This is a genomic window from Frigoribacterium sp. Leaf164 (assembly GCF_001423665.1).
GTDB lineage: Bacteria > Actinomycetota > Actinomycetes > Actinomycetales > Microbacteriaceae > Frigoribacterium > Frigoribacterium endophyticum.
Window position 1 is genome coordinate 769,783 of sequence record NZ_LMOX01000003.1, and the last position, 26,688, is coordinate 796,470.

Sequence of the window (26,688 nt, forward strand, 5' to 3'; positions counted from 1 at the left end):
CCCCCCTGCTCATCCCGATCATCATCCGCCAGGTCCAGAAGCGCACCGGCAAGGGCGGCTCGACCGGCAAGGGCGGCAGCACGCGCCGTCGCTGACCGACGCCACGGGCGACCCGTCACCTGAGGGAGGCGCGGTGCCGGCACCGGAGCGGGGTCGCGTCGAGCGCGACCCGCCCTCGGTCCCGGCACCGCGCCTCCGTCGTGTCCGGCCGTGCGTCCGTCGTGTCCGGCACCGCTACTCCGTCGCGTACCGGCATCGCGCCTCCGTCGTCCGGGGTGGACCCGGCGTGCGTCAGTGCGGCGAGCGCCGCATCAGGACGGCGTCGGTGACGAGCACGACGACGAGCATCACCGCGGCGACGACGACGTAGAGCAGCGGGAGCACGTCGAGACCGGCTCCATCGAGCACGAGGGCGCCGATCAGGGCACCGCCGCCGATGCCGGCGTTGAAGCCGGTCGTGTAGAACGCGCTCGCGATGTCGCGGAGGCGTGACGGGGCGACCTGCAGCATCTTCGTCTGGAACAGCGGCGGCAGCGCGCCGAACGTCACGCCCCAGACGACGAACGCGACGAGCGACGGGCCGGGCTGCCCCTCCAGCGCCACCATCGCGAGCACGGCGACGACGACCACGGCCATGCCGACCGGGATGGTGATGCGCGGGCGCTTGCCGAGGAACCAGCCGACGAGCAGCAGGCCGACGCCGCCCGCGATGCCGAACGCGAAGAGCGCGAGGCTGAGCTGCGACTCCTCGATGCCGGTCGAGCGCACCAGGTACGGCGCGATGTAGGTGAAGAACGAGTAGTGACCGACCATGAAGACGGCGGTCACGACGCAGCTGAAGACGATGCCGAGCACCGACGGCGCGGGCATGCGGCGGCGCGCCGTGGTCGTCGCCGACGGCGTGGTCGGGGAGGCGGAGGCTGCGGACGTCGAGTCGGCCGCGTCGACGGTCGGCACGGCCCCGGTGACCGTGCTCGGGTCGGGGGCGGGCACCGGCGGCAGCAGCCGCCAGACGAGCAGCGCACCGAGCGCCATGGCGCCGGCGAGCACGCCGAACGCCGCGCGCCAGCCGAGGGCCTGGCCGAGCGCGGTGCCGAGCGGCACGCCCAGCACGAAGGCGAGGGTGCCGCCGCTCATGGCGACGGCGAGCGCGCGGCCCACCTGCTCACGGGGCACGAGGTGCGCCGCGTAGGCGCCGCCGATCGCCCAGAACATGCCGTGGGCGAGGCCGCCGAGGATGCGCGACGCCACGACCAGCTCGTAGCTCGGTGCGATCGCGGTGAGCGCGGCGCTCACGGCGAGCACGGCGATCAGGCCGACGACGAGCAGGTGCCGCGGCAGGCGGCGCGTGAGGTGCGTGAGGGTCGTGCTGGTGAGCACGACCGTGAACGCGAAGACGCTGACGAGCAGGCCGATGGCCGACTCGGTCACGCCGAGCTCGCTGCTCATCTCGGGCAGCAGGCCGGTCGGCAGCATCTCGCCGGAGATGGAGAGGAAGGTCGCGACGGCGAGCGCGAGCAGGCCGGCGAGGGGGAAGCGGGTGGAGCGTCCGTCACCGGCCGGGAGGCGCGGGGGACGCGGAGGTGCGAGGGTCATGGAGGGTCTCGGTCAGTCGGCGGGCGCCGTTCTCTCGACCCGTGGTGCACGGGGAGGATGGTGATCCCGACTGCGCGCTGTCGTGCACGCCCGGGGCCGCGCGTGACGCACGACCACCGTCGAGGGTACGCGACGCGGCCGCGAGGCGCCAGGGTGTGGGGCGGGGTCGGGGGCTCGGCGCGGAGGCGCGAGTGCGGTGGCGCGGGTGCGGTAGCGCGGGTGCGTTCGCGGAGGTGGGCGGAGGAAGACGCGAGTGATCCGGCGATCGGCCCCGCGCCTCCCGCCTGTTCTCGTCATCGAGCGGCTGATCTCTCTCAAATTTGAGAGGAGAGGAGGAGCGGCGGCACGGAGGAGCGGCGGAGCGGAAGAACTGAGGCGCGGAGGGAGAGGTAGGCACGGGCGCTCGGCGCTCGGGCGGCTCACGGAGGCGGGGAGCAGCATGGAGCCATGCCCGAGCACGACGAGAAGACCTGCCGCTCGTGCGGCCGCCGCATCGAGTGGCGCAAGAAGTGGGCCGCGAACTGGGACGAGGTCGCGTACTGCAGCGACGCGTGCCGCAAGCGCAAGGTGTCGGCGCTCGACCGGGAGCTGGAGGAGCGCATCCGGTCGCTCCTCGCCAGCCGGGCCGCCGCCTCCACCATCTGCCCCTCCGACGTCGCCCGGTCGATCGCTCCCGACGACGAGGCCGCCTGGCGTGACCTGATGGAGCCGGTGCGCCGCGCCGCTCGCCGCCTGGTCGCCGCGGGCGAGGTCGACATCACCCAGGGCGGGTCGGTCGTCGACCCGTCGACGGCGAAGGGGCCGATCCGCATCCGTCGCCACCGCGGCTGACCCGCGCGCGGCCCGGCGAGCCGGCCGCCGCGAGCCGGTCGCCGCGTCGGGCACCACGTCCTCGCACGCGAACCACGCCGCGGCGTGGTTCTGGAGCGAGGAAGTGGTTCGTCGCCCTGCGCGGCCGCCCGCAGTAGCGTGAGGGGGTGACCGCGCGCCGCTTCCCCTCGTCCGTCTACGGCGTGGGCAGCGAGCCCGACGCCCGCTTCACGCTGGCGAACGAACGCACCTTCCTCGCGTGGATCCGCACCGCCCTCGCCCTGCTCGCCGGCGGCGTCGCCCTCGAGGCGCTCGGGCTGGGCCTCGAACCGCACCTCCGGCTGGCCGCCTCGCTCGTGCTCATCGTCGCCGGCGTCGCCACCCCCGTGCAGGCCTGGTTCGGCTGGGCCCAGGCGGAGCGTGCGCTACGGCTCGGCCGCCCGCTGCCCTCGGCTCGGCTGGCGCTGCCGATCGGCGTCGCCGTCGTGGTGGCCGGGGTGCTCGTGCTGCTCGCGGTGGTGCTCGCGTGACCCGGGGGCCGGCCGGGACGTGCCGGGGGGCTGGGCGGCGCACGCGCGCGGCGCCGCGCCGGTCGGCTGCGGGGCGCACGTCCGCTGCGGCTTGCACGCAAGCGGCACCGCGCAGGTCGGCGGCGGCGTGAGCGAGGGAGGCGCGGGTCGGGTCGACCGCTCCGCCCGCCCGTTCGACCCCGGGCTCCAGCCCGAGCGCACCGCGCTCGCGTGGCGGCGGACGGCGCTCGCCCTCACGGTGGGGTCGCTCGTCGGGCTCCGCGTGCTGCCCCTGCTGCTCGGCGACGGCGCCGCGACGTACGCGGTCGCCGGGCTCGGGGTCGCGGCGTCGGTCGCGGTGCTCGTGGGAGCGCACCGGCGGTACCGGCGGGTGCACCGCCTCCTCACCTCCGGGGCGGACGACCGCGCCCCGATCGGCGGCGGGCTGTTGCCGGCGGCGGTCGCGCTGCTGACGGTCGCGGCGGGCGTCGCGGCGCTCGCGCTGGCGCTGGCCGGCGCCGCGGGGGCCGGGCAGGGCTGAGCCGCGGCGGCGGCGCACCGCTGCTGCGGGTCGGCGGGTCGGCGGGTCATCGCGACCCCGGGCGGCAGCCGGGAACGAGCCGGCGGGTCGCCGTCACTGCCGGCGGGTCAGCGCCCGCCCGCCCAGGACGACGCCGACCCGCCGCACCTCAGCGACGCACGTCGTGGAGGTGGTGCACCGGGTCGTGCACGAAGTAGCGCGCGAGCGACTCCACCGTGAAGGCCGAGCCGTCCGACCGGAGGCCGGTGCGACCGAGCTGCTCGTCGGCCACGGCCTCGAAGCGGGCGGCGACGACCTCGGCCGCGGCGACCAGCTCGGCGGCGACCGCGGCCGGCTGCTGCTCGGAGTAGCGGTCGGCCACGGCGGTGGCGTCCTGGTCCCAGTTCGCGAAGGCAGGCACCTCCTCGCGGAGCATCAGCGCGAGCCGCTCGTCGAACACCCGGAAGACGTCGCGCACGTGGGCGCCGTACTCGAGGGCGGACCAGGTGCGGTCGTCGGGGCGGACGGCCGCGTCGGCGGCCGCGAGCACCCCGGGCCACGCCGCCGCGTTCTCGCGGACGAGGCGCGGCACCTCGCGGAACTCCGTCGTCGGCCCGTCGTACCCGCAGTCGCTGCAGGTCTCGTCGAGCACCCAGGTCCAGTTCTTCGTGTCGGGGACGATCGCCATGTCGCGACGCTACCGACGCCCCGGGGAGGCGCGCCACCGACATCCTGCCGACCAGCGACGAGCGCCTGCCGCGGCCATCCGGCCGAGGCTCGTTCGCCTCCTCCGGTGCCGCAATTCCCGACCATCTGCACCCGAGGGCACACCTGGTGCGGGAAAGATCACGTATTGCAGGCTCGGCGGTCGGCATTTGCAACCACCGGCACGCGAGCGGCGGCGGCGCGGGTCAGACGGGCTGGAGCGGCAGCGGCGCGGGTCAGACGGGCTGGAGCGGCAGCGGCTCGCCGGCGGGCAGCTCGACGACGACCTCGTCGCCCGCGCGCACGGTGCCGCCGACGAGCACGACCGACATGACGCCGGCGCGGCGCTCGACCTGGCCGTCGCGGCCCCGGCCGACCATCTGCTTCAGGAGCCCCGGCTCGAAGCCCTCGATCTGCGTGCAGGGGTTGCGCAGCCCGGTCACCTCGACGACGGCCTCCGCCCCGAGCCGCAGACGGGTGCCGGTCGGCAGGCCGAGCAGGTCGACGCCCCGGGTGGTGACGTTCTCGCCCATCTCGCCGGGCGAGACGTCGAGGCCGGCCGAACGCGCCTCCTCGAGGACCTCCTCGTGCATCAGGTGCACCTGCCGCAGGTTCGGCTGGCTCGGGTCGCGCCGCACGCGCGACCGGTGCTGCACCGTCGTGCCGGAGTGCGCGTCGCCCTCCACGCCGAGCCCCGCCACGAGCGTGATCTCGTCGACCACCGGCTTGCTGAAGCGGTGGGCGGAGTCGCGGCTGACGGAGACGACGGAGGCGCGGGTCATGACCACATCCTGCCCCCGGTCGACGGCGGGGTCACCCCCCTCCGCCCGATCTCAGCGCACGGCGGGGGTGACGAGGATCACGACCGACGCCGTGGGCTCCCAGCCGAGCGACCGGTAGAGCAGGGCGCCGTCGACCGAGGCCACGAGCAGCCCCCGGGTCGCACCGCGTCGCCGGGACTCGGCGACGAGGGCGTGCACGACCGCCCCGCCGAGGCCGCGGCGGCGGTGCTCGTCGTCGGTCTCGACGCGGTCGAGCACGGCGGTGCCCGCGGGGGTGAGGGCCGCCCGGCCGGTCGCGGCGTCGTCCCCCTCGCCGGGGTGGCCCTCGCCGACCCAGGCGGTCGCCCGCAGGACGGGGGCGGGGGGCGCCCCGACCTCCTGCACGTCGAGCTCGTACGGCGCCGACACCTCGCGCACGGCCTGCTGGTCGAGGGCGATGCCCATCAGCGACTCCTCGGCGCTCCGCACCTCGAAGCCGGAGCTCCGACCGGCCGCCACGACGGCCTCGGGGTCGTGGCCGACCACGGTCACCCAGACGCGGTCGCCGAGACGCCCGACCTCGGCGGCCTCGGCGAGCACGGCGGCGAGCTGCTCCGTGCGCGCGGCGCGGGACGCGGCCGAGGAGGACGAGGTGGCCGAGGCAGCCGAGGAGGACGAGGAGGACGAGCCCGCTCCGGGGCCGCCGTCGAGCGGCACCACGAACTCGGCCCAGCGGTCGGGGTGCCCGAACGGCACGCGCCACGAGCCGTCGCGCTCGACGGCGACGACGCCGCGCGAGGCCGTCCAGCCCACGACCCAGTCGGCCACGACCTCGCGGAGGGGACGGGCGGAGGCGGGGGGCGGCACGGCGGGGTCGGTCACCCCCCGAGTCTGCCGCAGCCGGGCGCGGGCCCGCGGCAGGCCCGCGCCCGCAGCAGGCCCGGGCCCGGGCGCCGGGTACGATCGGCGGACCCGTCCGCGCGCCCCGCGCGCCCTCCCCCGAGGAGCCCCCGTGTTCGAGATCGCCGACCGCCTGCTCGCCCGCCTCGACGCGGGCGAGCGCGTCGCGGTCGCGACCGCCGTCTCGGTCGTCGGCAGCGCGCCCCGCACGGTCGGCACCTCCATGGTCGTGACGGCCGACGGCACCGTGATCGGCAGCATCTCCGGCGGCTGCGTCGAGGGGGCCCTCTACGAGGCGTGCGAGCGGGTGCTCGCCGACGGCGTGCCCCTGCTCGAGTCGTTCGGCTTCAGCGACGAGGCCGGCTTCGAGGTCGGCCTCAGCTGCGGCGGCACCATCGAGGTCGTCGTGCAGCGGCTCTCCGCCGACGACGACGAGGTCGTCCGCCAGCTGCGGGAGGCGCGGGCCGGCCGCCCAGCGTCGCTCACGCGGGTCGTCGGCGCGGCCGCCACGGCCGACGGGCGCGACGCCGCCGACCGGGAAACCACGGGCGACGCCGCCGCCACGCGAGGCACGGCCGGCACGGCCGGTGGTGCCCCGCGCCTCGGCGACGTCGTCGACCCGGCCGACCTCGACGCGTGCGCGGGGCTCCGCCTGGTGACCGAGCGCTCGGTGCCGGCCCCGCGACTCCTCGTGGTCGGGGCCGTGGAGTTCGCGGTCGCCCTCTGCGCCGCCGGCTCCGCCCTCGGCTACCGCGTCACCGTCTGCGACCCGCGGCCGGTCTTCCTGACCCCCGAGCGCTTCCCCTCGGCCGAGGAGGTCGTCGTCGCCTGGCCGCCGACCTGGCTCGCGAGCACCGAGATCGACGAGCGCACCGTCGTCGCCGTGCTCTCGCACGACGACCGGTTCGACGCCGAGCTGGTCGCGGCGGCGCTCGCCTCCCCCGCCGCGTACGTCGGCGCGATGGGGTCGCGCGGCACGCACGAGCGGCGCGTCCGCCAGCTGCGCGCCCTCGACGTCGACGAGGAGTCGCTGGCCCGCCTGCACTCCCCCATCGGGCTCGACCTCGGGGCGAGCACCCCGGAGGAGACGGCGATCTCGGTGCTCGCCGAGGTGCTCGCGGTGCGCTCGGGAGCGACGGGCGTGCGGCTGCGCGACCGCTCCGACGCCATCCACCGCTGACGGGCGCCCCGTCGCCATCGCCGTCGCCGTCGCCGTCGCCGTCGAACCGACCACCGACTGATCAACGAACCACCTCGTGACGTGGTTCGTTGATCAGTCGGTGGTTCGGGGGCCCCGCTACCCTCGCAGGATGACCGAGCCGAGCCCCGCCGAGAGCACCGCCGAGGGCACCGCCGCGCAGCCCGCCTGGGACCACGTCGTCGTCGGGGCCGGCGTCGTCGGCGCCGCGACGGCCCGGGCCCTGGCCCGGTCGGGCGCCCGCGTGCTCGTGGTCGAGCGCTTCGCCCGCGGCCACGAGGCCGGCTCGTCGCACGGCGCCACCAGGATCTTCCGCCGCGGCTACACGGCCGACGACTACGTCGCGATGACCGGCGCCGCCCTCGCCGAGTGGCGCGAGCTGGAGCGCGAGACCGGCCGCGACCTGCTCGACCTCACCGGCGCCGTCGACCACGGCGACCCCGCCGTGCTCGACGCGATCCAGGCCGCGTTCGAGCGCGCCGGCGTCGCCCACGAGCGCCTGGCCCCCGCCGAGGCCGAGGCCCGCTGGCCCGGGCTCCGCATCGACACGAGCGCGCTCGTCCACGCCGAGGCCGGCCGCCTGCGCTCCGCCGACGCCATCGAGGCGATGCTCGACTCCGCGGTCGCGCACGGCGCCGAGCTCCGCTTCGAGACCCGCCTGCGCGACCTCGACCTGACCGACGAGGGGGCGGTGCTCCGCCTCGAGGGCGCAGGAGGCGCCTCCTCGGTGGTCCGCGTCGCCAGCGTCGTGCTCGCGGTCGGCTCGTGGGCCCACGACCTCGTCGCCGAGCACGCCGCCGCGGCGGGCACCCCGCTGCCCCCGGTGCGCGTGACGCAGGAGCAGCCGGCGCACTTCGCCTCCGCCCTGCCCGACGAGGCGTGGCCGAGCTTCGTGCACTACCCCTCCGACCCGGCCCTGCGCTCCGTGGTGAGCAGCGTCTACGGGCTGCTGACGCCGGGCGAGGGCGTCAAGGTCGGCACCCACGGCACCGGCCGCGAGGTGCACCCCGACGAGCGCGACTTCGCGCCGACCGCCGAGGGCACGGCGGTGCTGCGCGAGTACGTCGAGCGGTGGGTGCCCGGCGTCGACGTCGACAGCCTCGTGCCGATCAGCTGCCTGTACGACACGACCCCGACCGAGGACTTCGTGCTCGACCGGGTCGGCGCGGCGACCGTCGCGACCGGGTTCGCGGGGCACGGCTTCAAGTTCGGGCCCCTGCTCGGCACGCTGCTGGCGGGCGTCGCGACGGGCACGCCGGCGCCCGAGAGGTTCCGGCTCGGGGCGGTCGCGGCGAGCTGAGGCGCCGGGCCGCCCCGCGCGGGCAGTCGGGCGAGCGGCTCAGCTCAGCCCTGTGCCTGGCTCTCGCCGCCGCCCGGCCGCACCTTGGCGGTGTCGGCGACGTCGATGCGCGTGACGCCGTCGGGGCGCTCCTCGGTCGTGATGCGCGGAGCCGCGTCCGTCTCGTCCGACTTCGGCGCCCGGGTGAGCTGGTCGTGGCGCTTCTCGTCGGCGGTCATCCCCGTGCTGTCGGGGGCGTCGTGCTCGCTGTCGTGGCTCATGCTGCGACGCTACGCGACCCGGTCGCCGCTCGGCCGGGGTACACCCTGGGACGACGCCCGGGCGGGCCGGGCGCAGGCTGGGGTCGACCGCGGGGAACGCCGCGGCGCCACCGACGCAGAAGGAGAACACCATGGCAGGCATCGCCGACAAGGCCGGAGACTTACTGAACAGCGACAAGGGCGAGAAGGTCTCGGACGCCGGGCTCGACAAGGCCGGCGACGCGGCCGACAAGGCCACCGGCGGCGGCCACTCGGAGCAGATCGACAAGGCCACCGACGCTGCGGACGAGAAGGTCGGCGACTGATCCACGCTGTCCGTCACGAGACCCGTCGCCCCGCCTCGCGGGGCGACGGGTCTCGTCGTCTCGGCCCCCCCGCACTGCATTGCGCTCAACCGAGTTGTGCGCGATGTGGTAACGTCACGACCATGACGACGACGAGCGCGACCCCGGTGGCGGAGGCGACCACCGCCTCCCCGGCGACCGCTCCCCTGCTCGACGAGCAGATCTGCTTCGCCCTCTACGCGGCGTCGCGCGCCCTGACCGCCCGGTACCGCGAGCTGCTCGAGCCGCTCGGCCTGACCTACCCGCAGTACCTGGTCATGCTCGTGCTCTGGGAGCAGGGCCCGACCGGTGTCTCCGCCCTCGGCGAGCGCCTGCACCTCGACTCGGGCACCCTCTCGCCGCTGCTCCGCCGCCTCGACGCCCAGGGCCTCGTGACCCGGGTGCGCGGCGGCCGCGACGAGCGCGCGGTGACGGTGTCGCTGACCCCGGCGGGCGACGACCTGCGCGGCCTGGCCGCGCGCATCCCCGAGAGCATCTGCGCCGCGACGGGGCTCCGGCCCGCCGACATCGCCGACCTGACCGAGACCCTCGGCACGGTGGCCGACAGCGTGCGCGCGGCGTCCTCGTAGGCCGCGCCGCGACTCCTCGGCCCTCGGCCCCCTGACTCCTCCGACCACCCGCGACACCCGACCCACACCGACGAAAGAGAGACAACATGCCCACTCGCACCGCTCGCACCGCCTGGAACGGAAGCCTCGAGACCGGCGAGGGCCAGGTCGAGATGACCAGCTCCGGCGTCGGCACGTACGACGTGTCGTTCCCGAAGCGCGCCGCTGACGAGGCGAACGGCTCGACCAGCCCCGAGGAGCTGCTCGCCGCGGCCCACTCCGCCTGCTACGCCATGCAGTTCAGCGCCGTGCTCGGCGCGGCCGGCGGCACGGTCGAGGCGCTCGACGTCAAGGCCGACGTCACGCTCGGCCCGGACTCGGCCGGCGGGTTCCGCCTCACGGGCATCGCCCTCACCGTCCGCGGCGAGGTCTCCGGCATCGACGAGGCCGCCTTCCAGGCCGCCGCGCAGGACGCCAAGGAGACCTGCCCGGTCAGCAAGGCCCTCACCGGCGTCGAGATCACGCTCGACGCGACCTTCGAGGGCTAGGCAGCCGCACCGCCTCCCTCCCGGGCGCCCCGTCACGCACGTCGTGGCGGGGCGCCCGTGCGTGGTGGGCGCGAGCGCCGCGCCGGCACCGCCCCGGCACAGTGTCGGCACCGCGCCGGCACCGCCCCGGCACCCGGACTGGGGACGCCGCCGCACCCAACCCGGCGCGGCCGCGCCCCGAAGACTCCTCGACCGCCCGCCCCGACGACACCAGGAGGACACGATGACGCCGCGCGACTCCTCCCTCGACCGCCCCGCCCGCTGTGCCGAGTGCGGCGGCCCGGCCCGTCTCGTGCGGAACCCGTTCTTCGGCTCGGGGCTGTCGGTGCACCCCGAGCTGCTGACCTGCACCTCGTGCCGGTCGGTCACCTTCGTGCCCGCGCCGCCGCGGCGGGCCTGCACGCCGCCGGCCGGCCGACGCCGCGGCCTCCGTCGCGTCGCGCGCTGGTTCTGCCGCCGCTGACGCGCCGCCGCCGAGCCGAGCTGAGACACACCACGTCCTCGCCGGCGAACCACGCCGCGGCCTGGTTCGGGTGCGACGACGTGGTTCGTCGCCGTCCGACCGCCGCGTCGGCGCTCAGGCGCCGAGCCGCCCGATCACGCGCCGAGCCGCCCGATCACGCTGTCGTCGAGGCCGCGCAGCAGAGCGGCCACGTCGTCGACGACCTCGGCCGCGCCGGCCTCGGTGAGCTCGGCGCGCGACATGCCGCCGGTCAGCACGCCGACGCAGGCGACGCCGGCCCGACCGGCCGCCTCGACGTCCCACACCGCGTCGCCGACCATGACGGCGTGGTCGGCGTCGACCCCGGCCTCGTCGAGCGCGGCCTGGACGATGCCGGGGTCGGGTTTGGCCGTCTCGGCGTCCTCCGACGAGGTGACGGCCCAGAGGGCGCCCTCGACGTCGAGCAGGGGGCGCAGCACCTCGAGCTCCTCCTCGGGGGCGCTGGTCGCGAGCACGACGCGGTGCCCGCGGCGGCCGATCTCGGCGAGCAGCTCGGGCACCTGGTCGAAGACGTGCAGGTCGGTGTCGCCGTGGGGCAGGTAGTGCGCGGAGTGGCGCTCCTTCGCCTCCTCGCCCCGCGCCTCCGCGACGTCGTCGCCGAGGAGCGAGCTGAGCAGGAGCGAGCTGTCCTTCCCGATCGCGCGGTGGATCCGCCAGCTGTCGACGGGGTGCCCGATGTCGGCGAAGGCCTTCGACCAGGCGTCGACGTGCGCGTAGTTCGAGTCGACGAGCGTGCCGTCGATGTCGAAGAGGACGGCGGTCGTCGGGGCGTCGGACCCGGCGGAGTCGCGGGTCGGGTCGGAGGAGGGGGAGGCCTGGTCGGAAGCGCGGGTCGAGTCGGTCATGCCCCCAGCCTGCGCCTGCAGACCGTGCACCGTTCGGGGCTGGACACGCGCCTCCCGCGTCCTGTCGGGCCGGGCGACACGGCTGGGCGCCGCCTCCGAGATGGCTGGGAGCGGGAACACGCGGCCGCCCGACGGGCGTTGGCTGACGACATGACCACATACGGAATCATCGGAGCAGGCAACATCGGCAGCCAGGTCGCCCGGGCCCTCATCGCCCAGGGGCACGACGTCGTCATCAGCAACTCGCGCGGGCCCGAGACCCTCGGCGACCTCGTCGCCGACCTGGGCGAGAAGGCGCGCGCCGCGACGTCCGAGGAGGCGGCGGAGGCCGGCGAGGTCGTCGTCGTCACGGTGCCGCTGAAGAACTACGAGCAGGTGCCCGTGGCCCCGCTCGCCGGCAAGGTCGTCATCGACACGAACAACTACTACTTCGAGCGCGACGGGCAGATCCCCGCCCTCGACAACGGCCTCGACACCGTGTCGGGCATGCTGCAGCGCCACCTGCCCGAGAGCAAGGTCGCCAAGGGCTTCAACCACATCATGGCGAAGGACATCACGACCGACGGCAAGCCCGCGGGCGACCCCGACCGTCGTGCGCTCGCCACCTCGAGCGACTTCGAGGAGGCCGCCGAGCTCGTGCAGCGCCTCTACGACGAGATCGGCTTCGACACCGTCAACGTCGGCCCTCTGAGCGAGAGCTGGCGCGTCGAGCGCGACCAGCCCGCCTACGTCGTGTCGCAGACCCGCTCGGAGCTCGTCGAGAACCTCGCGAAGGCCACCCGCGCCACCGCGACCGCCGAGCCGGCGCCGCACCCCTCCGAGGCGTAGCCCCCTCCCCCGCCCGGCGTGAGCTGAGCGGTGCGGTCGGCACCACGCGTCGAGCCCCGGACCGGACGCCGCACCCTGACCACAGGGCGCGGCGACCGGTCCGGGGCTCTCTCGTTCCCGCCGGCCTAGCGCGTCACGACGACGAACCCGCCGGCCTTGACGAGCACCACGCTGCGGCCCGACACGGCCTTCTCCGACACGAGCCGGCCGCGCGAGTCGTAGCTCGACACCGTCGACCGGGTGCCGGATGCCCCGACCGTCGCCGGCAGCGGCAGCCGCGACGTCGACGACACCAGGTCGGTCGCCCGCCCGCCGGCCCCGGTCAGCGACAGCCGCTGCACGAGCGGCCGCACGATCAGCGCGTCGATCGTCACGGGCTGCGAGCCCCGGGCGGTCACGGTGACCGCGGTGGCGCCCGGGCCGACCGGCACGGGCAGGGTCTGCGGCAGCAGGGCCCCGGAGGCGCCGGTCACCCCCTGCGCGCCGACCCGCGTCGACAGCGTGCCGAGCGGCACCTTGCCGGCACGCCAGACCGAGGTCGAGACGACTCCCTCGGCACCGAGCAGCACGGGCTCGACGTGGCGGAGCCCCGACCCGGCGGGCACCGTGATGGTCGCGGTCTGCCCGGGCCGGAGCGTGAGCGCCGAGCCGCCGCTGAGCTGCGACTCCCCCGTCCACGCCGACTCGGGCGTGACGACCGTGCCCGTGGTCGCCGTGGCGGCCTCGGCCTCGACCGTCGTGAGGCCGTCTCGGGCGGCGACCGTCGTCGACGCCTGCGCGAGCGCCGACACGTCGGGCGCACCGTCGAGCGCGATCATCGAGAGCAGGCCGTGGATGGTGCTCTCGGCCCCGCTGTTGCGGTTGACGCTCCCGTCGGCCTGCACGCCGTCGTTGGTCACGCCCGTCGCCCGGTCGTAGACGGGCTGCCCGGAGCGGTTCGTGCCGAAGTACCAGCTGGCGGCCACCGCGGCCACCTTCCGGAACCCGGCGCCGCCCGAGGCGTCGGCCACGGCGAGCGCCGACTGGAGGCGCGAGTCGGCGCCGTAGGCGATCTGCGTCTGGTCGACCGGGGTCGGGTACCAGGCGTTGTCGGGGCCGCTCGCGGTCAGCAGGGTCGTGGTGAACGACGCCGTGTCGACGACGGCGGGCGCGAGCAGGTCGGCGCGACCGAGCACGGTCGAGGCCCGCGCGAGCGCGGCCGGCATCTGCGACGCCCACGAGTGCCACATCGACCGCGAGTTCGTCCAGGGCAGCACGGCCCCGTAGGGCCAGGTCTGCGGGTCGCCCGAGGCCATGCGGGCCACGCCCTCGGCGAGCTGCGTCGTGGCCGTCCGCACGACGGCGTCGTCGGGGGCCGCGGCGACGTACGCGCCCAGGCCGAGCACCGCCTCCGCCGTGGCGTCCGCGCCGTCGACGATCAGCCAGCCGGGCACCTGCACACCGTCGGCGACGTCGTACTGCCCGTACCGCGAGAGGGTGTCGCGCTGCAGCGCCGCGACGCCGAGCTGGAGGCGCTGCTGCAGGAAGGCCGCGAACTCCGGGTCGTCGTCGCGGAAGGCCGCGAAGCCCTCGCCGAACGCCCAGAGGCTGCGGGCCAGCCAGTAGCTGTTGCCGCTGTCGGACGGGTCGGGCAGCTCGACCGGCACCGGGCTGCGGTTGAACGTGCCGTCGGGCTGCATCCACAGCACGACGTTGCCCGCGGCCGGGCCGGTGGTGGTCTGGAAGTACGCGGTCGCGCGCAGCAGTTCGTACGCCTTCTCACGGCTCGCCTCGGCCCCCGTCCGCTGCCAGTCGCGCAGGTAGACGACGGCCGCCCGCGAGACGTCGTCCGAGTTGTACGCCCCCTGGCCCCAGTACCCGGTGGCCGGGTCGAGCGGCCCGCCGCCCACGCGGGCGAAGGCGCCGCCGTCGCGGGCGTCGGCGTACGTCCACGGCAGGGTCAGCGTCGGCTCGGAGTCGAGCCGGTAGGAGGTGTGGCCCTCCTCCGGCACCGGCGTCGCCTGGTCGAGGAGGAAGTCGAGGTGGGCGAGGTTCGTCAGCGGTGCCGGGGCTGCCGCGGGCGCGCCGGCCGCCGGGGCGGGAGCTGCCGGAGCCGCCGGGGCCGCCGGGGCCGCCGGGGCGGGAGCGGCCGGAGGCGCGGCGGAGGCGGGCAGCGCCCCCGTCGCCCCCAGCGCGAGTGCTGTCGTGGCGGCCAGGGCGAGCCCGGCCCATCGTGCGGTGCGTGCGGTCATCGTCGACCGCCTCCTTCTGTCTCGTCGTACGGGGTGGTGGGGGTCAGGCGCGGCGGTGGGGGTCAGGCGCGGTCGAGGCGGGCGACGCCGATCTTGGAGTCGGCCATGCCGTAGAAGACCCACGGCACCCCGTCGACCTCCTCGATCGCGGTCGGGAAGACGACGTTCGGCACGATGCCGGCGCGCTCGTCGTCGGTCTCGGCCTCGAGCAGCGGCTCGGCCGAGCGGGCGAGCACCCGGGAGGGGTCGTCGGCGTCGAGGATCATCCCGCCCGCGGCGTAGTTGACGTTCTGCTGCTGCGCGAAGGCGTCCTCGATGACGCCGGTGACGCCGTGGTGCAGCAGCAACCAGCCCTCGGGCACGCGGCGCGGGGGCGGGCCGCCGCCGATCTTGAGCTCCTCGAACGGGGCCGCGGGCCCGGCGACCGGACGGTGCTGCCCCCAGCGGGCGAGGGCGCGCAGGTCGCGCTCGACGGCCTCGACCGGCACGTAGCTGATCCAGATCGAGTGGCGGCCGTCGGTCACCCCCGCCGGCAGCGGGCTGCCCTCGCCCGGCACGGTCGCGCCGATGTGCCACATCGGCCGGTGCAGCACGGCGAAGCTGCGCACCCCGTCGGGCGCCGTCACCGCCTCGGGGAAGAACGTCGTGTCCTTGTTGTGGAAGAGGCCGAGGTCGGTGTCGAGCTCGTCGACGTAGTCGAACGTCACGGGCCCGAGCCGGCGCCACCCACGCAGGTCGTCGCTGACGGCGACGGCGGTGCGCGGGCCGAGCGGCCCGTACGCGACGTAGGTCATGACGTGCAGGCCGAGCTCGTCGACCCGGGTGACGCGCGGGTCCTCGACGCCGGAGTGCGTGGCGCCGCGCTCCCAGCCGCGGTCGGGGGCGAGCACGACGCCCTGGCGCTCGACGCCGACGGGAACGCCGTCGTCGACGAGCACGCGGGCGAGGCCGACGCGCGAGACGTTGCCCGCGGCGACGAGCCGCGGCAGGAGGTACAGCTCGCCGTCGGGCCCGCGGCCCGAGCCGGGGTTGAGCACGCCCTCGGCCTCGAGCGGGTCGCCCGGGTCGGGGGTCATGACGACCCCGGCGCGGGTCAGCCGGTAGGGGAAGGCGCCCGGCGCGACGGCGGTGGCGGAGCCGCCCGAGGGGCCGATGGAGGCGGTGGAGGCGGTGGTGGGGGATGCGGTGGTCACGGGGATCTCCTGTCAGCCCTTCACGCTCGAGCCGACGTCGGTCGAGATGAAGTAGCGCTGGAACACGATGAACAGCACGACCACGGGCGCCGCGAGCACGACGGCCCCGGCCAGGGTCGCGCCGAAGGGGTTGGCGGCGGTCGCGGCGACGTTCGAGATGTAGTTCGCCAGCGAGACCGCGAGCGGCTGCATCGACGCCTCCTTCGTGATGAGGAACGGCCAGAGGAACTCGTTCCACGGCCCGATGAAGGTGAGCAGCAGCGCCGTGACGAGGGCCGGCCGCACGAGCGGCAGCGCGATGTTCCACAGCAGCCGGAACTCGCCGGTGCCGTCGATGCGGGCCGCCTCGAACAGCTCGCGCGGCAGCTGGAGGAAGTACTGCCGGAAGATGATGACCGCCGTCGAGTTGATGGCGAACGGCAGGATCATGCCCAGGTAGCTGTCGCTGAGGCCGTAGTTGCGGGCGATCAGCACGTAGAGCGGGATGACCAGCAGCTGGAACGGCACGACCTGCACGAGCAGCGCCAGCGCGAACGTCACCCCGCGCCCCCGCCACTGCAGCACGGCCAGCGCGTAGCCGACGAGCACGCCGAAGACGACCGTGCAGACCAGCACGCCCCCGGTGAAGATGCCCGAGTTCACCAGCCCGGTCAGCAGACCGATGCGGCTGTCGATGGCGGCGTAGTTCGCGCCCGTCAGGTTCGACGGGTGCGGGAAGGCCCCGGCGACGGTGGGGTCGGGCTTCGTCTGCAGCGAGCCGATCACCATGTAGTAGAAGGGGAAGAGGAACGCGAGCGCCCCCACGGCGAGGACGACGCCCCGCAGCACGACCTGGAACCTCGACATGTCAGTCCTCCTTCCCGCCGGCGAAGCGGTTCTGGAGCAGCGCGATCACGAGCACGAGCACGACGAGCACGACGCCGATGGCGGCCGCCTGGTCGGGGTTCCCCTGCTCGATGCCCTTCTGGTACATCAGCAGGACGGGCGAGGTCGACGCGCCGTTCGGCCCGCCTCCCCCGGTCAGCAGGTAGGGCTCGGTGAACAGGTTCGCGCCCGTCACGGTCGAGACGAGCAGCACGAGCACCGTCGCGGGCCGGACGCCCGGCACCGTCACGGTGAAGAACGACCTGACCACGCCGGCGCCGTCGCTCGACGCCGCCTCGTAGAGCTCCTTCGGCACGTTCTGCAGCGCCGCGAGGTAGAGCAGGATGTAGAACCCGAGCTGCTTCCAGGTGACGAACAGCGCGATCGAGGGCATCGCCCAGGCCGAGTTGATCAGCCACGACGGCGACGGCGCCAGCGGCCCGAGCACCTGGTTGACGAGCCCGTTGCCGTTGAACAGGAAGAGCCACACCGCGACGACCGCGACGCTCGCGGTGAGGTACGGCACGTAGTAGGCCACCCGCAGGAAGCCCTTGAACCGCACGACCTTGTTGAGCGCCGTCGCGAGCACGATGCTCAGCACGACCGTGAGCGGCACGTTGATGACCAGGAACACGCCGACGTTGGCGAACGACCGCAGCACGGCCGGGTCGGTGAACGCGGTGACGAAGTTCTGCAGCCCGACGAACGGGCGCTCGACCTGGGCGCCGGGGGCCGTGAAGAAGTAGTCGTGGAAGGCGATGTACACCGCGTAGCCGAGCGGGTACGCGAAGACCGCGAGCACGAAGACCAGGTACGGCGCGCTGAAGAGCAGGCCGAGGGGGTTCTTGCCGAGCGGGCCGCCGCGACGGCGACGCACGGGGCCGCGACCACCCGACCGGGCCCCGCCGGGGCGGGGGCGACCCGAGGAGGCGCGGGGCGCCTCCTCGGAGCCGCCGCCGGCTGCCGGCGTGGCCGGCTCGGCGCTGAGGGTCGACACGGCCTAGCCCTGGGCCGCGAGCTCGTCGACCTTCGTGGCCGCGTCGCCGAGGGCCTGGTCGACGTCGCCCTCGCCGAAGATGACGCTCTTCGACCAGGCGTCGCGGAGGGCCTGCAGCTCGGCCACGGTGTTCGGGCCGGACGGGACCTCGATGGTGCGGGCCGCCTGGTCGCCGAAGAGCGCGTAGGCGGGGTTGGCCTCGAAGTAGTCGGCGTACGTCGTCGCGAGGTCGGTGCGGATCGGCATCTGGCCGGTCGTCTCGAGCAGCGCGCGGTCCTGCTCCTCGCTGGTGGAGAACTTCAGGAACTCCCACGCGGTGCCCTGGTTCTCGCACGCCGTGTACATGCCGACGTTCTTCGCGTCGCTGAAGGTGTACGTCTCGTCGGCGGGCGTGCCGTCCTCGGTCGGCACGGGCACGGCGCCCCAGTTCACGTCGGAGTAGACGTTCACGGCCCACGGCCCGACGATCGACATCGCCGCCTCGCCGTCCGCGAACGAGTCGCCGGTGTACTGCTCCTGGCCGGCGAGGCCCTGGTCGTAGAGGTCGCGCCAGAACCCGGCGACGGTCTCGCCCTCGTCGTCGGCGAAGGTGGCCTTCCCGTCCTCGACGAGGCCGGTGCCGCCGGTCGCCGCGGCGTAGAGCGGCATGAAGTCGAACTGCGTCTGGAAGAACTCGCTGGTCGGCGCCGGGTGGATCGCGTAGTCGGAGACTCCCGCGTCGACGAGCGTCTTGCTCGTGGCCAGGAAGTCGTCGTAGGTCGAGAGCGCGGGGGCCTCGGCGTCGAGGCCGGCCTGCGTGAAGAGGTCCTTGTTGTAGAAGATCATCACGGGGTTCGACTTCCAGGGCAGCTGGTAGTACTTCCCGTCGGCGTCCTGGTACTGCTCGGCGAGGTCGCCGCTGCGCTCCTCGACGTAGTCGGCGCCGTCGTCGAAGCTCGACAGGTCGACGAGCCCGCCCTGCTTCTGGAACTGGCCGACGGCGCTGGGGGCCGTGTTGTAGACGAGGCAGGGTGCGTTGCCGGCCGTGATGGCGGCGCCGATGACCTCTTCGCTCGACTTGCCGGCGGGGATCTCCTGCCCCTTCACCTGCTCGTCGGGGTGGTCGGCGTTCCAGGCCTCGACGGCGGCCTTGCCCCAGGCGACCTCCGACTCGTTGTTCGAGTACCAGATCGTGATGGGGCCCTTCGCGGTGAGGGCGTCGCCGCCTCCCCCGCCGCCGCCGGAGCAGGCGGTCAGGCCGAGGCCGGCGAGCAGGACGGTGGCGCCGATGAGTGTGGTGCGTCGTTGCACGGTGTTCTCCTTGATCGGGTGGTGCGCTGTGAGGGGGTGCCGCCACCGGCGAGCCGGCGCGGGCGGGGGTCAGGAGGCGCGGGTCGGGCCCGCGGCCTCGCGGTAGACGTAGAGCTCGCGGCGGCCGGGAGGCGCGTCCCAGCCCTGTGCGAAGGTCCAGCGGCCGTCGACCCGGCTGAGCCCGCCCCAGCTGAGCGAGCCGCCCGGCGTGAGGGCGAGCTGCTCGAACGGGCGAGCGACGTCGTAGAGGGCCTGGCTCGCGGCGAAACGTCCGTCCACGTCGTGGAAGACGTCGAGCACGAGGTGCCCGTCGCCGGTGACGATCGCCGCGGCGACCTCGTGCAGGTGGCCGCCGACGCTCGACAGGTCGAGGTAGTCGACCGGCTCGAAGGCCCAGGTGCGCATGTCGTCGGAGCGGCCGACGTGCAGCACGCCGTCGAAGCCCTCGCTGACGAACATCAGGTACTCGCCGCCGAGGCGGACGGCCTCGCCGTGCTCGTCGCGGGGCACCACGGCGCCCTTCGCCCAGAGCCGCGTCTGCTCGGGCGGGGCGATCGGGCCGAGGCGCTGCCAGGTCACGAGGTCATCGCTGACGGCGAGCATCATCTCGCAGCCGACCGCCCCGACGGGGTAGCCCGTGCTCGGGAACGCGTCCCGCGCCTCCTCGGTGATCGGGTGGACGCCGTTGTAGAACAGCCACCAGCGGCCCTCGGCGCGGTACACCTTCGGGTCCTCGGTGCCGAGCAGCTCGAGGTCGTCGGTCGGGCGGACGACCGGGTTGGCCGGGTCGTCGACCCACGAGGCGCCCGGGGCCGTGAGGTCGAGGGTCGCGTGGCCGATGCGGCTGCCGAGGCTCTCCTTGACGGGCGACGCCCGGTAGAACAGGTGCAGCGTGCCGTCGTGCTCGACCATCGAGGGGTTGTAGAGCGACGAGCTCGTCCAGCCGATGCCGTCGGGGTCGCTCCACTGGCCGTCGAGCGTGAAGGTCAGGGCGGGGTCGGGCTCGAACGGGCCGACGGCCCAGTCGGGGCGGTCGGGGCCGTAGGCGGCCGGGCCGGAGAAGGTCAGCTGCGCGAGGGCGCCGGTCTGCTCGTTCTCGTGCACCAGGGCGTCGTCGAGCACGGCGCGGAGGGCGTCGGGCGTGAGCGGCTCGAGGCGACGGGCTGCGTCGGTGCTGGTGTTGCTGCTGGCGGGGGTCATGGGGCTCCGACTTCGTCGTCGTGGCGGTCTGGCTGGCGTGGCTGATGGTTACCGAAACGTTTCGGTAGACAGGAAGCTAACACGGCCGGGCACCGAGCGGAAGGGGCTCGGCCGACGAGGCGCCGGGCTCAGCGCGCGGCGGGGGCCGTGGAGTCGCGGACGAGCAGGCGGGCCGGCGCCACCGAGGCGTCGGGCCCGGCCTGGCCCTCGACGGCCGCGAGCAGCAGCCGGGCGGCCTCGGCCCCGATCAGCCGAGGCGTCGTCGTGAGGGTCGTCAGCGCGGGGCGCACGTACGAGCCGAGCTCGATGCCGTCGAACCCGGCGACGCTGACGTCGTCGGGCACGCGCACGCCGAGCCGGTCGGCCTCGGCCATGAAGCCGATGGCGGCCAGGTCGTTCGCGCAGAAGACCGCGGTGGGCCGCTCCGGGCGCGACAGCAAGTCGGCCGCGGCCCGACGCCCGCCGTCGTAGGTGAAGTCGGCCTCGACGACGACGCCGGGGTCGTGGCCGGCGGCGACCAGCGACTCCTGCCAGGCCTCGACGCGGTGGACGGCGTGCACGAAGCGGGCGGGCCCGGCGACGTGCGCGAAGCGGCGGTGCCCGAGCCCGACGAGGTGGTCGACGAGCTCGCGCACGCCCGCCGCGACGTCCTGCCGGACCGCCGGCAGGGGGAAGCCGGGGGCGGGGTTGACGCCGACGGCGGGCAGGCCGAGCTGCTGCACGAGCGGCACGCGCGGGTCGTCGACGACGAGCTCGTTGAGGACGACCCCGTCGACGCGCCGCCCGGCGGCGAGGCGGCGGTAGCGGTCGAGGGTCTCGTCGGCCGCGGAGCCCATCTGCAGGATGAGCGCCCAGCCGCGGGGGTCGAGCACCGACTCGAGGCCGCCGATGAAGCTGCCGAAGAACGGGTCGCTCTCGAGCACGAACGGGTCGCGGTGCACGACGAGGCCGACGGTGAACGCGCGACCGGAGCTGAGCGAGCGGCCGCGCACGTTCGGCACGAAGCCGAGGTCGGCGGCGGCCTGCTTGATGCGCGCCCGGGTCTGGTCGGAGACCCCGGGCCGGTCGTTGAGGGCGCTCGACACCGAGCTGATCGCGACCCCGGCGCGGGCGGCGACCTCGACGATGGTGACCCGCTGGGTCATGTCGCGCCTCCTCGCCTCGCCCGTGACGGCTCCGCCGCGGCGAGCGCCGCGGACCGGGTCGATGCTACGGCAGGCGTCGCGGCGCCTCGCGGAGTGGCCGTTCAGCGCGCGTGCACGCGCGGGTCTGCGGACTCACAGCCGTTCCATCGGATCCCGCCAAGAGACTGCACGACATGCACCTTCCCTGGCACCGCGGGCGCGCGGACGACGACGCGGCCACCTCGACGGGCACTGCCGACCTCGACGTGTCGGTCGCGCCTCCCCGGGCTCCTGCCGCGACGGTCGTGCCGGAGGCGGCGGTCGCCTCCGCGGGCGCGGTCGTGCCGGAGGCGCGGGTCGCCTCCGCGGGCGCGGTCGCGCCGCCTGCCCCCTCGCCCCCGGCCGCCTCGGCCGTCCCGCCCGCGATGCAGCTCGCCGGTGCCTGGGGCTGGCGGCTGCTCGTCGTCGCCGGCTGCCTCGCCGTCGCGGGCTGGCTGATCGCGACCCTCGAGGAGATCGTGGTGCCGCTGCTCATCGCGATCCTCATCTGCGCCCTGCTGCAGCCGGTGGTGCGCCTGCTGACGCGCCGCCGCCTCCCCCACTGGCTCGCTATCGTCATCGCGCTGCTGGGCCTCGTCGTCGTGGTCGGCGGCCTGCTCGTGCTCGTCGTCACGCAGGTGCGGGCCGGCGCGGACGACCTGACGGCGAAGGGGGTGGCGTCGTACGACGCGCTGCGGGAGTTCCTCCGCACCTCGCCGCTGCAGCTCACCGACCGGGAGTTCGACCAGTACGTCGGCCAGGCCGGGCAGGCCCTGCAGGACGCGAGCCAGCAGATCCTCAGCGGGGTCGCGGCCCTCGGCTCGGCAGCCGGGCACGTGCTGGCCGGCGGGCTGCTGACGCTGTTCGCGACGATCTTCCTGCTGATCGACGGCCGCGGGGTCTGGCACTGGGTCGTGAGGCTCTTCCCGCGCGCGGCGCGGCCGGCCGTCGACGGCGCGGGCCTCGCCGGGTGGCAGACGCTCGCGTCGTTCGTGCGGGTGCAGGTGGTCGTGGCCGCGGCGAACGCGGTGGGCATCGGGCTGTTCGCGGCGTTCCTCGGGCTGCCGCTGGCCATCCCGATCGCGATCCTCGTCTTCCTCGCGTCGTTCATCCCCGTCATCGGCGCGATCGTGACCGGGGCCCTCGCCGTGCTGCTCGCGCTCGTCGTCGCGGGCCCGGTGCAGGCGCTCGTGATGCTCGGCGGGGTGCTGCTCGTGCACCTGCTCGAGGCGCACGTGCTGCAGCCGCTGGTCATGGGAGGCGCGGTGCGGGTGCACCCGCTCGCCGTCGTCTTCGCGGTGGCGGCGGGGTCGCTCGTCGCGGGCATCCCCGGCGCGCTGTTCGCCGTGCCGACGGCGGCGACGGTGAACGTCATGGTGAAGCACGTCGCCTCAGGCCGGTGGCGGGCGGCGGTCGAGGGGCCGGCCCTGCCCGACGGCACGCCCGCGAAGGGCGCCTAGCGGCGGGCGGGCCCGCGGGCCGGCCAGGGGTCGACGGAGCGCGAGCCCGCGTGGGCGCGCTGCTCGGAGCGGAGCAGCCAGCGGCCGAGACGGCCCCGGAGGGTCGCCTTCTGCGCGGCGTCGCGCGCCCGTCGCTCATCCACCGACGCGAGGATGGCACGAGCCATCTCGATCGTCTCCGGGTGGTCGTGACGATCCCAGGTCATGGCCTTCCTCCGTCTCCGTGGTCGCGGTCAGCGTGCTCGATCTCTGATGAGATCACGGCTGCGATGTCATCATCCTCACTCGTCGCCCAGGGCAGCGCAAGCAGCACCCGCATCATGGCGACCCCGGTCCGCCGATCGTCAGCGTCCGGCCCCAGGCACCTCTCCAGGGTCCACGACCACCTCGTCCACCACTGCTCACGCACGGTCGCGGCGTCGAGGCGGCGTCGTGACCGGCGAGCGTCGGCCACGGTCGCCCCGACGCTGACGACGGAGACGACCGCGGAGACGCAGGCCGCGAGGAACACGGCGGCGGCGCCCGGCGGCCAGGCGGCGAGGTCGAGGAACGGCATGGCTCCAGGCTGACCCACCTCCAGGGGCGGACGGAGACGACACGGCTCCGCCTGTGGACGGCGGGACCTGTGGACATGGAGGGAGCTCGAGGGCCGGGGCCGACCCGTGCGGCTCGTCGGCGTGCTTCGCTGGGCGGATGCGCATCGGAGTGTTCGTCTCGAGCTGGGAGCAGGGCTGCTGCGGCACGGCGGCCGGCATCGGCGACGAGGTGACGTGGGAGCTGACCTGGGGCCGCGAGTGGATCGAGGCGTCGTACGGCCCGGAGGAGGCGGCCGGCGTCGACTTCGCCGAGACGCACCACGGCGGGGACGATGCGCCCCGGGTCGCCGTGGCCGGGCGGATCCTCTCCGTCGACGCCGTCCGACAGCGCTTCCACCGACCGGACCCCGGGGGCCCGTGGACGAACGTCGTCGGCGAGTCGACCAGCGTCGCCGTCGAGCGCCTCCCCGGCCACGGCGAGGACGAGGACGAGGCCGGGGCAGCGGTCGCGGTCTCGGTCGCTCTCTCGGACGAGAACGACGCCTCTCGACCGTTCGGGCCAGGCTTCATCCTGCGGTCAGCGGGGCCCGACGCCCTCGACCTCGCCGGGCAGAGCGGCGTCGCCGGGTGGAGGGTCCGCCTCGACGTCGACGACGGCACCGCCCTGCCGGACGCTCGCTGACGGGCCCTGGCCGACGACGCGGACCAGGCACGGCCCGGACGACGACCGTCGGCGTACTCTCGAGCAGACGACGACACGCGTCGCGCAACTGCGGCGGTCGTCGTGACGTGCAGGACCTACATCGACGGCAAGGGAGCCACGACATGGAACGACTGACAGACAAGATCGCCCTCATCAGCGGAGGCGCGCGGGGCATGGGCGCCTCGCACGCCCGAGCGATCGTGGCGGAGGGGGGCAGGGTCGTCGTGGGCGACCTGCTCGACGACGAGGGCCGAGCCCTCGCGGAGGAGCTGGGCGACGCGGCCCGCTACGTCCACCTCGACGTCACCTCGGAGTCGGACTGGGCCGCGGCGGTGTCGACGGCCGTCGACGAGTTCGGCGGGCTGAACGTGCTCGTCAACAACGCGGGCATCGTCAACTTCGGCCGACTCGGCACGTACACGCTCGACCAGTGGAACCTCATCCTGAGCATCAACGTGACGGGGGCCTTCCTCGGCATCACGGCCGCCCGCGACGCACTCGTGGCGTCGGCACCCTCCTCGATCGTCAACATCTCGTCGACGGCGGGCCTGCAGGGCACCACGGCGCTGCACGGCTACGTCGCGTCGAAGTTCGCGATCCGTGGCCTGACGAAGTCGGTCGCGCTCGAGCTCGGTGCGGAGAACGTGCGCTCGAACTCGGTGCACCCGGGCGTCATCCGCACGCCGATGACCGACGGCCTCGAGCTCGGCGACCAGCTCGGCGCCCTGCACCGCATCGGCGAGCCGGCCGAGGTGTCGAACCTCGTCGTCTACCTCGCCAGCGACGAGTCGAGCTTCCAGACCGGAGCGGAGTTCGTCATCGACGGCGGCGAGCTCGCCGGCGAGAGCGACAGCGTCAGCGAGTGACCCACCCGGGGCCGCGTCGACACGGCGCGGCCCTGGCCCGGCCTCAGCCCCGCCCCTCCCCCACGGGCAGCCACACGCGCATCGTCGACGGCCCGCGGTTGCCCCACGAGGCGTAGGGCACGAGGTCGACGCGGCCGAGCTGCTCGACCGTCGCCGCGACGGACTGGCCGTACGGCCAGGGGGCCGGCCGGGTCCAGCTGCGGGTCAGCGCCACCCGGGCGCCGGTCGGCGTCGTGACGGGGGCGACCCGGGTGTCGACGAGGACGTCGGCGACGCTGCCCGAGGGAAGGTCGACCGACTCGAGCGCCAGCACCAGCGGCCCCCGCTGCACGGCCACCTGGCCGCGCACCGCGTCGATCCGCGGGTCGGGGTGCACCCAGGAGGCGCGGGCCGGCAGGTCGAGGACGACCACGTCGCCCGCCGCGAACGCCTGCCGCACGACCACCGTCGAGGTCGCGTGCCGACTGACCTCGCCGTCGGGCGCGACCAGCGTGACGGCCGCGCCCTCCGTCCACGAGGGCACCCGGAGCGTCAGCTCGACCTCGCGGTCGGTGGCCTCCCGCCAGGTCACCTCGACGCGGCCGTCGAACGGGTACCCGCTCGCGACCGAGAGGGCGACGGCCGTGCCGTCGGGCAGCTCGACGTCGACGTCGTAGCTGCCGTACTGGTGCAGCTGCACGCCGTCGTCGGTGCGGGTCGCGAAGTACTGCTCCACGCTCGCCAGGGTGCGGGCGACGTTCGTCGGGCAGCACGACACCTCGAACCACGGCGCTCGGAGGCTCGACAACGCGCGGGCGTTGACCTCGAGCTCGTCGGGCACGGTGCCCTCGGTGCGCTGGTGCAGCGTGTTCGTGTAGAAGAAGGCGCGCCCGTCCTCGCGGGGCGACGCCAGGACGACGTTGAGCAGCGTGCGCTCGATCAGGTCGGCGTACCGGGCGTCCCCGTCGGCCAGCAGCAGCCGCCACGACAGCATCGTGGAGGCGATGCCGGCACAGGTCTCGGAGTACGCGCGGTCGGGCGGAAGCTCGTGGTCGGCACCGAACGCCTCGTCCTGGTGGTGGGAGCCCATGCCGCCGGTCACGTACGTGCGGTGCGCGACCGTCGCCTCCCACTGTCGGCGGACGGCGTCGGCCAGCTCGTCGTCGCGCGTCTCGACGGCGACGTCGAGGGCTCCCGCCGCGAGGTACAGCGCACGCACGGCGTGGCCGCGCAGCACGTCGGCCTCGCGCACGGGCCGGTCGTCCTGGAAGTACTCGGCGCCGTACTCGATCTCGGCGAGCAGGCCCCGGCCGCGACGGTCGACGAAGAGCCGGGCGAGCTCGACCCAGCGGGGCTCGTCGAGCGCGCGACCGAGCTCGGCCAGGGCCACCTCGATCTCGGGGTGACCGCAGATCGCGACCCGCCCCTCCGGCCCGAACTCGCGCCACAGGTGCTCGGCCAGACGGCGACCGACCTCGACGAGGCGGGGGCCGGTGCCCGTCCGCTCCGCGGCGACGACGGCCTGCAGGAGGTGGCCCATGGAGTACAGCTCGTGGCCCCACTCGAGGTCGCTCCACCGGGCGCGCTGCCAGGGGCGGCCGAAGCTGGTGTGCAGGTAGCCGTCGTCGTCCTGCGCGCCCGAGACGCGCTCGACGAGGTCGTCGTAGCGGCGCTGCAGGTCGGGGTCGTGCTGACGGCCGAGCTCCCACGCCATGCCCTCGAGCAGCTTGTAGACCTCGCTGTCGACGAACTCGATGCCGGAGTGCTGCCACTCCACGTCGACCTGGTCACGGCCCGCGGCGGCGAGGTCGAAGTTGCGGATCCAGCCGATGCGCTCCATCCAGTCCTCACAGTGCCGCAGCACGACGTCGGCGTTGAGCTGCTGCTTCTCGGCCCAGAACCCGCCGGTCAGGCGCACCTGGGTCGCGTCGAGGGGGGTCAGCGTCGACGTGCGGGGGTCGACGGGCCCGGCGAACCGGCGCCGGTCGCCCGCGAGCGTGGTGGGGCGGGGGGAGGTGGTGGTCACGGTGGT

29 protein-coding genes are annotated in these 26,688 nt (G+C 74.8%); 13 read left to right on the forward strand and 16 right to left on the reverse strand.

What is annotated here, in order from left to right; all coding sequences use genetic code 11:
• Window positions 1-291 precede the first annotated feature (291 nt).
• Window positions 292-1,596, reverse strand: coding sequence for an MFS transporter (locus tag ASF82_RS11525; RefSeq protein WP_056057136.1), 1,305 nt, complete (start codon window positions 1,594-1,596; stop codon window positions 292-294).
• 447 nt (window positions 1,597-2,043) lie between these two features.
• Here ASF82_RS11525 and ASF82_RS11530 point away from each other — a divergent pair, with 447 nt between their 5' ends.
• The 3 genes from ASF82_RS11530 to ASF82_RS11540 all read left to right on the forward strand — a co-directional run bounded on the left by ASF82_RS11530 (window position 2,044) and on the right by ASF82_RS11540 (window position 3,456).
• On the forward strand, window positions 2,044-2,427 hold the full coding sequence (locus ASF82_RS11530) for a DUF2256 and DUF3253 domain-containing protein (RefSeq protein ID WP_056057139.1): 384 nt from the start codon (window positions 2,044-2,046) through the stop codon (window positions 2,425-2,427).
• Between the two features lie 146 nt (window positions 2,428-2,573).
• The gene (locus tag ASF82_RS11535; protein WP_056057140.1) at window positions 2,574-2,936 is read left to right on the forward strand and encodes a YidH family protein; all 363 of its coding nucleotides are present in this window, start codon (window positions 2,574-2,576) and stop codon (window positions 2,934-2,936) included.
• 91 nt (window positions 2,937-3,027) lie between these two features.
• Window positions 3,028-3,456: a DUF202 domain-containing protein gene (locus ASF82_RS11540; protein ID WP_369814275.1), complete on the forward strand. Its 429-nt coding sequence runs from the start codon at window positions 3,028-3,030 to the stop codon at window positions 3,454-3,456.
• Window positions 3,457-3,604: 148 nt separating this feature from the next.
• Here the strand turns inward: ASF82_RS11540 and ASF82_RS11545 are convergent, their stop codons facing one another.
• The 3 genes from ASF82_RS11545 to ASF82_RS11555 all read right to left on the reverse strand — a co-directional run bounded on the left by ASF82_RS11545 (window position 3,605) and on the right by ASF82_RS11555 (window position 5,783).
• Entirely contained in the window at window positions 3,605-4,123 is a 519-nt protein-coding gene (locus ASF82_RS11545) for a DinB family protein (RefSeq protein ID WP_056057141.1), read from the reverse strand.
• Window positions 4,124-4,376: 253 nt separating this feature from the next.
• On the reverse strand, window positions 4,377-4,922 hold the full coding sequence (locus ASF82_RS11550) for an MOSC domain-containing protein (protein ID WP_056059040.1): 546 nt from the start codon (window positions 4,920-4,922) through the stop codon (window positions 4,377-4,379).
• A 51-nt stretch (window positions 4,923-4,973) separates the two neighbouring features.
• A complete protein-coding gene (locus ASF82_RS11555; RefSeq protein WP_056057142.1) occupies window positions 4,974-5,783 on the reverse strand; it encodes a GNAT family N-acetyltransferase in 810 nt (269 codons plus the stop codon).
• Window positions 5,784-5,913: 130 nt separating this feature from the next.
• Here ASF82_RS11555 and ASF82_RS11560 point away from each other — a divergent pair, with 130 nt between their 5' ends.
• Together ASF82_RS11560 and ASF82_RS11565 are read left to right on the forward strand one after the other, a co-directional pair.
• Window positions 5,914-6,981, forward strand: coding sequence for an XdhC family protein (locus ASF82_RS11560; RefSeq protein WP_056057144.1), 1,068 nt, complete (start codon window positions 5,914-5,916; stop codon window positions 6,979-6,981).
• A gap of 130 nt (window positions 6,982-7,111) precedes the next feature.
• On the forward strand, window positions 7,112-8,299 hold the full coding sequence (locus ASF82_RS11565; protein ID WP_082514594.1) for an FAD-dependent oxidoreductase: 1,188 nt from the start codon (window positions 7,112-7,114) through the stop codon (window positions 8,297-8,299).
• Window positions 8,300-8,343: 44 nt separating this feature from the next.
• Here the strand turns inward: ASF82_RS11565 and ASF82_RS11570 are convergent, their stop codons facing one another.
• Window positions 8,344-8,559: a hypothetical protein gene (locus ASF82_RS11570; RefSeq protein WP_056057146.1), complete on the reverse strand. Its 216-nt coding sequence runs from the start codon at window positions 8,557-8,559 to the stop codon at window positions 8,344-8,346.
• Between the two features lie 131 nt (window positions 8,560-8,690).
• Here ASF82_RS11570 and ASF82_RS11575 point away from each other — a divergent pair, with 131 nt between their 5' ends.
• From ASF82_RS11575 to ASF82_RS11590, 4 genes are all read left to right on the forward strand, one after another.
• Complete coding sequence (locus ASF82_RS11575) at window positions 8,691-8,864, forward strand: antitoxin (protein ID WP_056057148.1); 174 nt, start codon at window positions 8,691-8,693, stop codon at window positions 8,862-8,864.
• Between the two features lie 122 nt (window positions 8,865-8,986).
• Window positions 8,987-9,472 carry a MarR family winged helix-turn-helix transcriptional regulator gene (locus ASF82_RS11580; RefSeq protein ID WP_056057150.1) on the forward strand — a complete coding sequence of 162 codons (486 nt, stop codon included), beginning with the start codon at window positions 8,987-8,989 and terminating at the stop codon, window positions 9,470-9,472.
• Window positions 9,473-9,558: 86 nt separating this feature from the next.
• A complete protein-coding gene (locus ASF82_RS11585; protein WP_056057151.1) occupies window positions 9,559-9,999 on the forward strand; it encodes an OsmC family peroxiredoxin in 441 nt (146 codons plus the stop codon).
• A gap of 223 nt (window positions 10,000-10,222) precedes the next feature.
• Window positions 10,223-10,462 carry a hypothetical protein gene (locus tag ASF82_RS11590; protein ID WP_056057152.1) on the forward strand — a complete coding sequence of 80 codons (240 nt, stop codon included), beginning with the start codon at window positions 10,223-10,225 and terminating at the stop codon, window positions 10,460-10,462.
• Window positions 10,463-10,596: 134 nt separating this feature from the next.
• On the opposite strand, the gene ASF82_RS11595 is transcribed toward ASF82_RS11590, so the two are convergent.
• A complete protein-coding gene (locus ASF82_RS11595) occupies window positions 10,597-11,346 on the reverse strand; it encodes an HAD family hydrolase (RefSeq protein ID WP_082514595.1) in 750 nt (249 codons plus the stop codon).
• Window positions 11,347-11,496: 150 nt separating this feature from the next.
• Between ASF82_RS11595 and ASF82_RS11600 the strand changes: the two genes are divergently transcribed.
• Complete coding sequence (locus ASF82_RS11600) at window positions 11,497-12,174, forward strand: NADPH-dependent F420 reductase (RefSeq protein WP_056057153.1); 678 nt, start codon at window positions 11,497-11,499, stop codon at window positions 12,172-12,174.
• Window positions 12,175-12,299: 125 nt separating this feature from the next.
• Here the strand turns inward: ASF82_RS11600 and ASF82_RS11605 are convergent, their stop codons facing one another.
• The 7 genes from ASF82_RS11605 to ASF82_RS11635 all read right to left on the reverse strand — a co-directional run bounded on the left by ASF82_RS11605 (window position 12,300) and on the right by ASF82_RS11635 (window position 21,094).
• The gene (locus ASF82_RS11605) at window positions 12,300-14,405 is read right to left on the reverse strand and encodes a hypothetical protein (RefSeq protein ID WP_056057156.1); all 2,106 of its coding nucleotides are present in this window, start codon (window positions 14,403-14,405) and stop codon (window positions 12,300-12,302) included.
• 62 nt (window positions 14,406-14,467) lie between these two features.
• The gene (locus ASF82_RS11610; RefSeq protein WP_056059052.1) at window positions 14,468-15,481 is read right to left on the reverse strand and encodes a glycosidase; all 1,014 of its coding nucleotides are present in this window, start codon (window positions 15,479-15,481) and stop codon (window positions 14,468-14,470) included.
• 129 nt (window positions 15,482-15,610) lie between these two features.
• Window positions 15,611-16,444: a carbohydrate ABC transporter permease gene (locus ASF82_RS11615; RefSeq protein ID WP_056057158.1), complete on the reverse strand. Its 834-nt coding sequence runs from the start codon at window positions 16,442-16,444 to the stop codon at window positions 15,611-15,613.
• Between the two features lies 1 nt (window position 16,445).
• Window positions 16,446-17,459 (reverse strand): carbohydrate ABC transporter permease, encoded by a 1,014-nt coding sequence (locus tag ASF82_RS11620; RefSeq protein ID WP_082514596.1) that lies wholly within the window; start codon window positions 17,457-17,459, stop codon window positions 16,446-16,448.
• A 3-nt stretch (window positions 17,460-17,462) separates the two neighbouring features.
• On the reverse strand, window positions 17,463-18,749 hold the full coding sequence (locus tag ASF82_RS11625; RefSeq protein ID WP_082514597.1) for a sugar ABC transporter substrate-binding protein: 1,287 nt from the start codon (window positions 18,747-18,749) through the stop codon (window positions 17,463-17,465).
• Between the two features lie 69 nt (window positions 18,750-18,818).
• Window positions 18,819-19,949: a hypothetical protein gene (locus tag ASF82_RS11630; RefSeq protein ID WP_156370110.1), complete on the reverse strand. Its 1,131-nt coding sequence runs from the start codon at window positions 19,947-19,949 to the stop codon at window positions 18,819-18,821.
• Between the two features lie 128 nt (window positions 19,950-20,077).
• A complete protein-coding gene (locus ASF82_RS11635) occupies window positions 20,078-21,094 on the reverse strand; it encodes a LacI family DNA-binding transcriptional regulator (RefSeq protein WP_056057160.1) in 1,017 nt (338 codons plus the stop codon).
• Between the two features lie 173 nt (window positions 21,095-21,267).
• On the opposite strand from ASF82_RS11635, the gene ASF82_RS11640 reads away from it, so the two are divergent.
• Window positions 21,268-22,572, forward strand: a complete 1,305-nt coding sequence (locus tag ASF82_RS11640; protein WP_235491269.1) for an AI-2E family transporter — start codon at window positions 21,268-21,270, stop codon at window positions 22,570-22,572.
• Here ASF82_RS11640 and ASF82_RS11645 read toward each other — a convergent pair.
• Both ASF82_RS11645 and ASF82_RS11650 read right to left on the reverse strand, forming a co-directional pair.
• A complete protein-coding gene (locus tag ASF82_RS11645) occupies window positions 22,569-22,778 on the reverse strand; it encodes a hypothetical protein (RefSeq protein WP_056057162.1) in 210 nt (69 codons plus the stop codon). The two genes, ASF82_RS11640 and ASF82_RS11645, sit on opposite strands and share 4 nt — an antisense overlap.
• Window positions 22,775-23,128: a hypothetical protein gene (locus tag ASF82_RS11650; RefSeq protein ID WP_056057164.1), complete on the reverse strand. Its 354-nt coding sequence runs from the start codon at window positions 23,126-23,128 to the stop codon at window positions 22,775-22,777. The genes ASF82_RS11645 and ASF82_RS11650 overlap by 4 nt, the downstream gene beginning before the upstream one ends.
• Window positions 23,129-23,265: 137 nt before the next feature.
• Here ASF82_RS11650 and ASF82_RS11655 point away from each other — a divergent pair, with 137 nt between their 5' ends.
• Window positions 23,266-23,790 carry a DUF6578 domain-containing protein gene (locus ASF82_RS11655; RefSeq protein ID WP_056057166.1) on the forward strand — a complete coding sequence of 175 codons (525 nt, stop codon included), beginning with the start codon at window positions 23,266-23,268 and terminating at the stop codon, window positions 23,788-23,790.
• A gap of 143 nt (window positions 23,791-23,933) precedes the next feature.
• Window positions 23,934-24,677 carry an SDR family oxidoreductase gene (locus ASF82_RS11660; RefSeq protein ID WP_056057168.1) on the forward strand — a complete coding sequence of 248 codons (744 nt, stop codon included), beginning with the start codon at window positions 23,934-23,936 and terminating at the stop codon, window positions 24,675-24,677.
• A gap of 43 nt (window positions 24,678-24,720) precedes the next feature.
• On the opposite strand, the gene ASF82_RS11665 is transcribed toward ASF82_RS11660, so the two are convergent.
• A complete protein-coding gene (locus ASF82_RS11665) occupies window positions 24,721-26,682 on the reverse strand; it encodes a glycoside hydrolase family 127 protein (protein ID WP_056059062.1) in 1,962 nt (653 codons plus the stop codon).
• Between the last annotated feature and the right edge of the window lie 6 nt (window positions 26,683-26,688).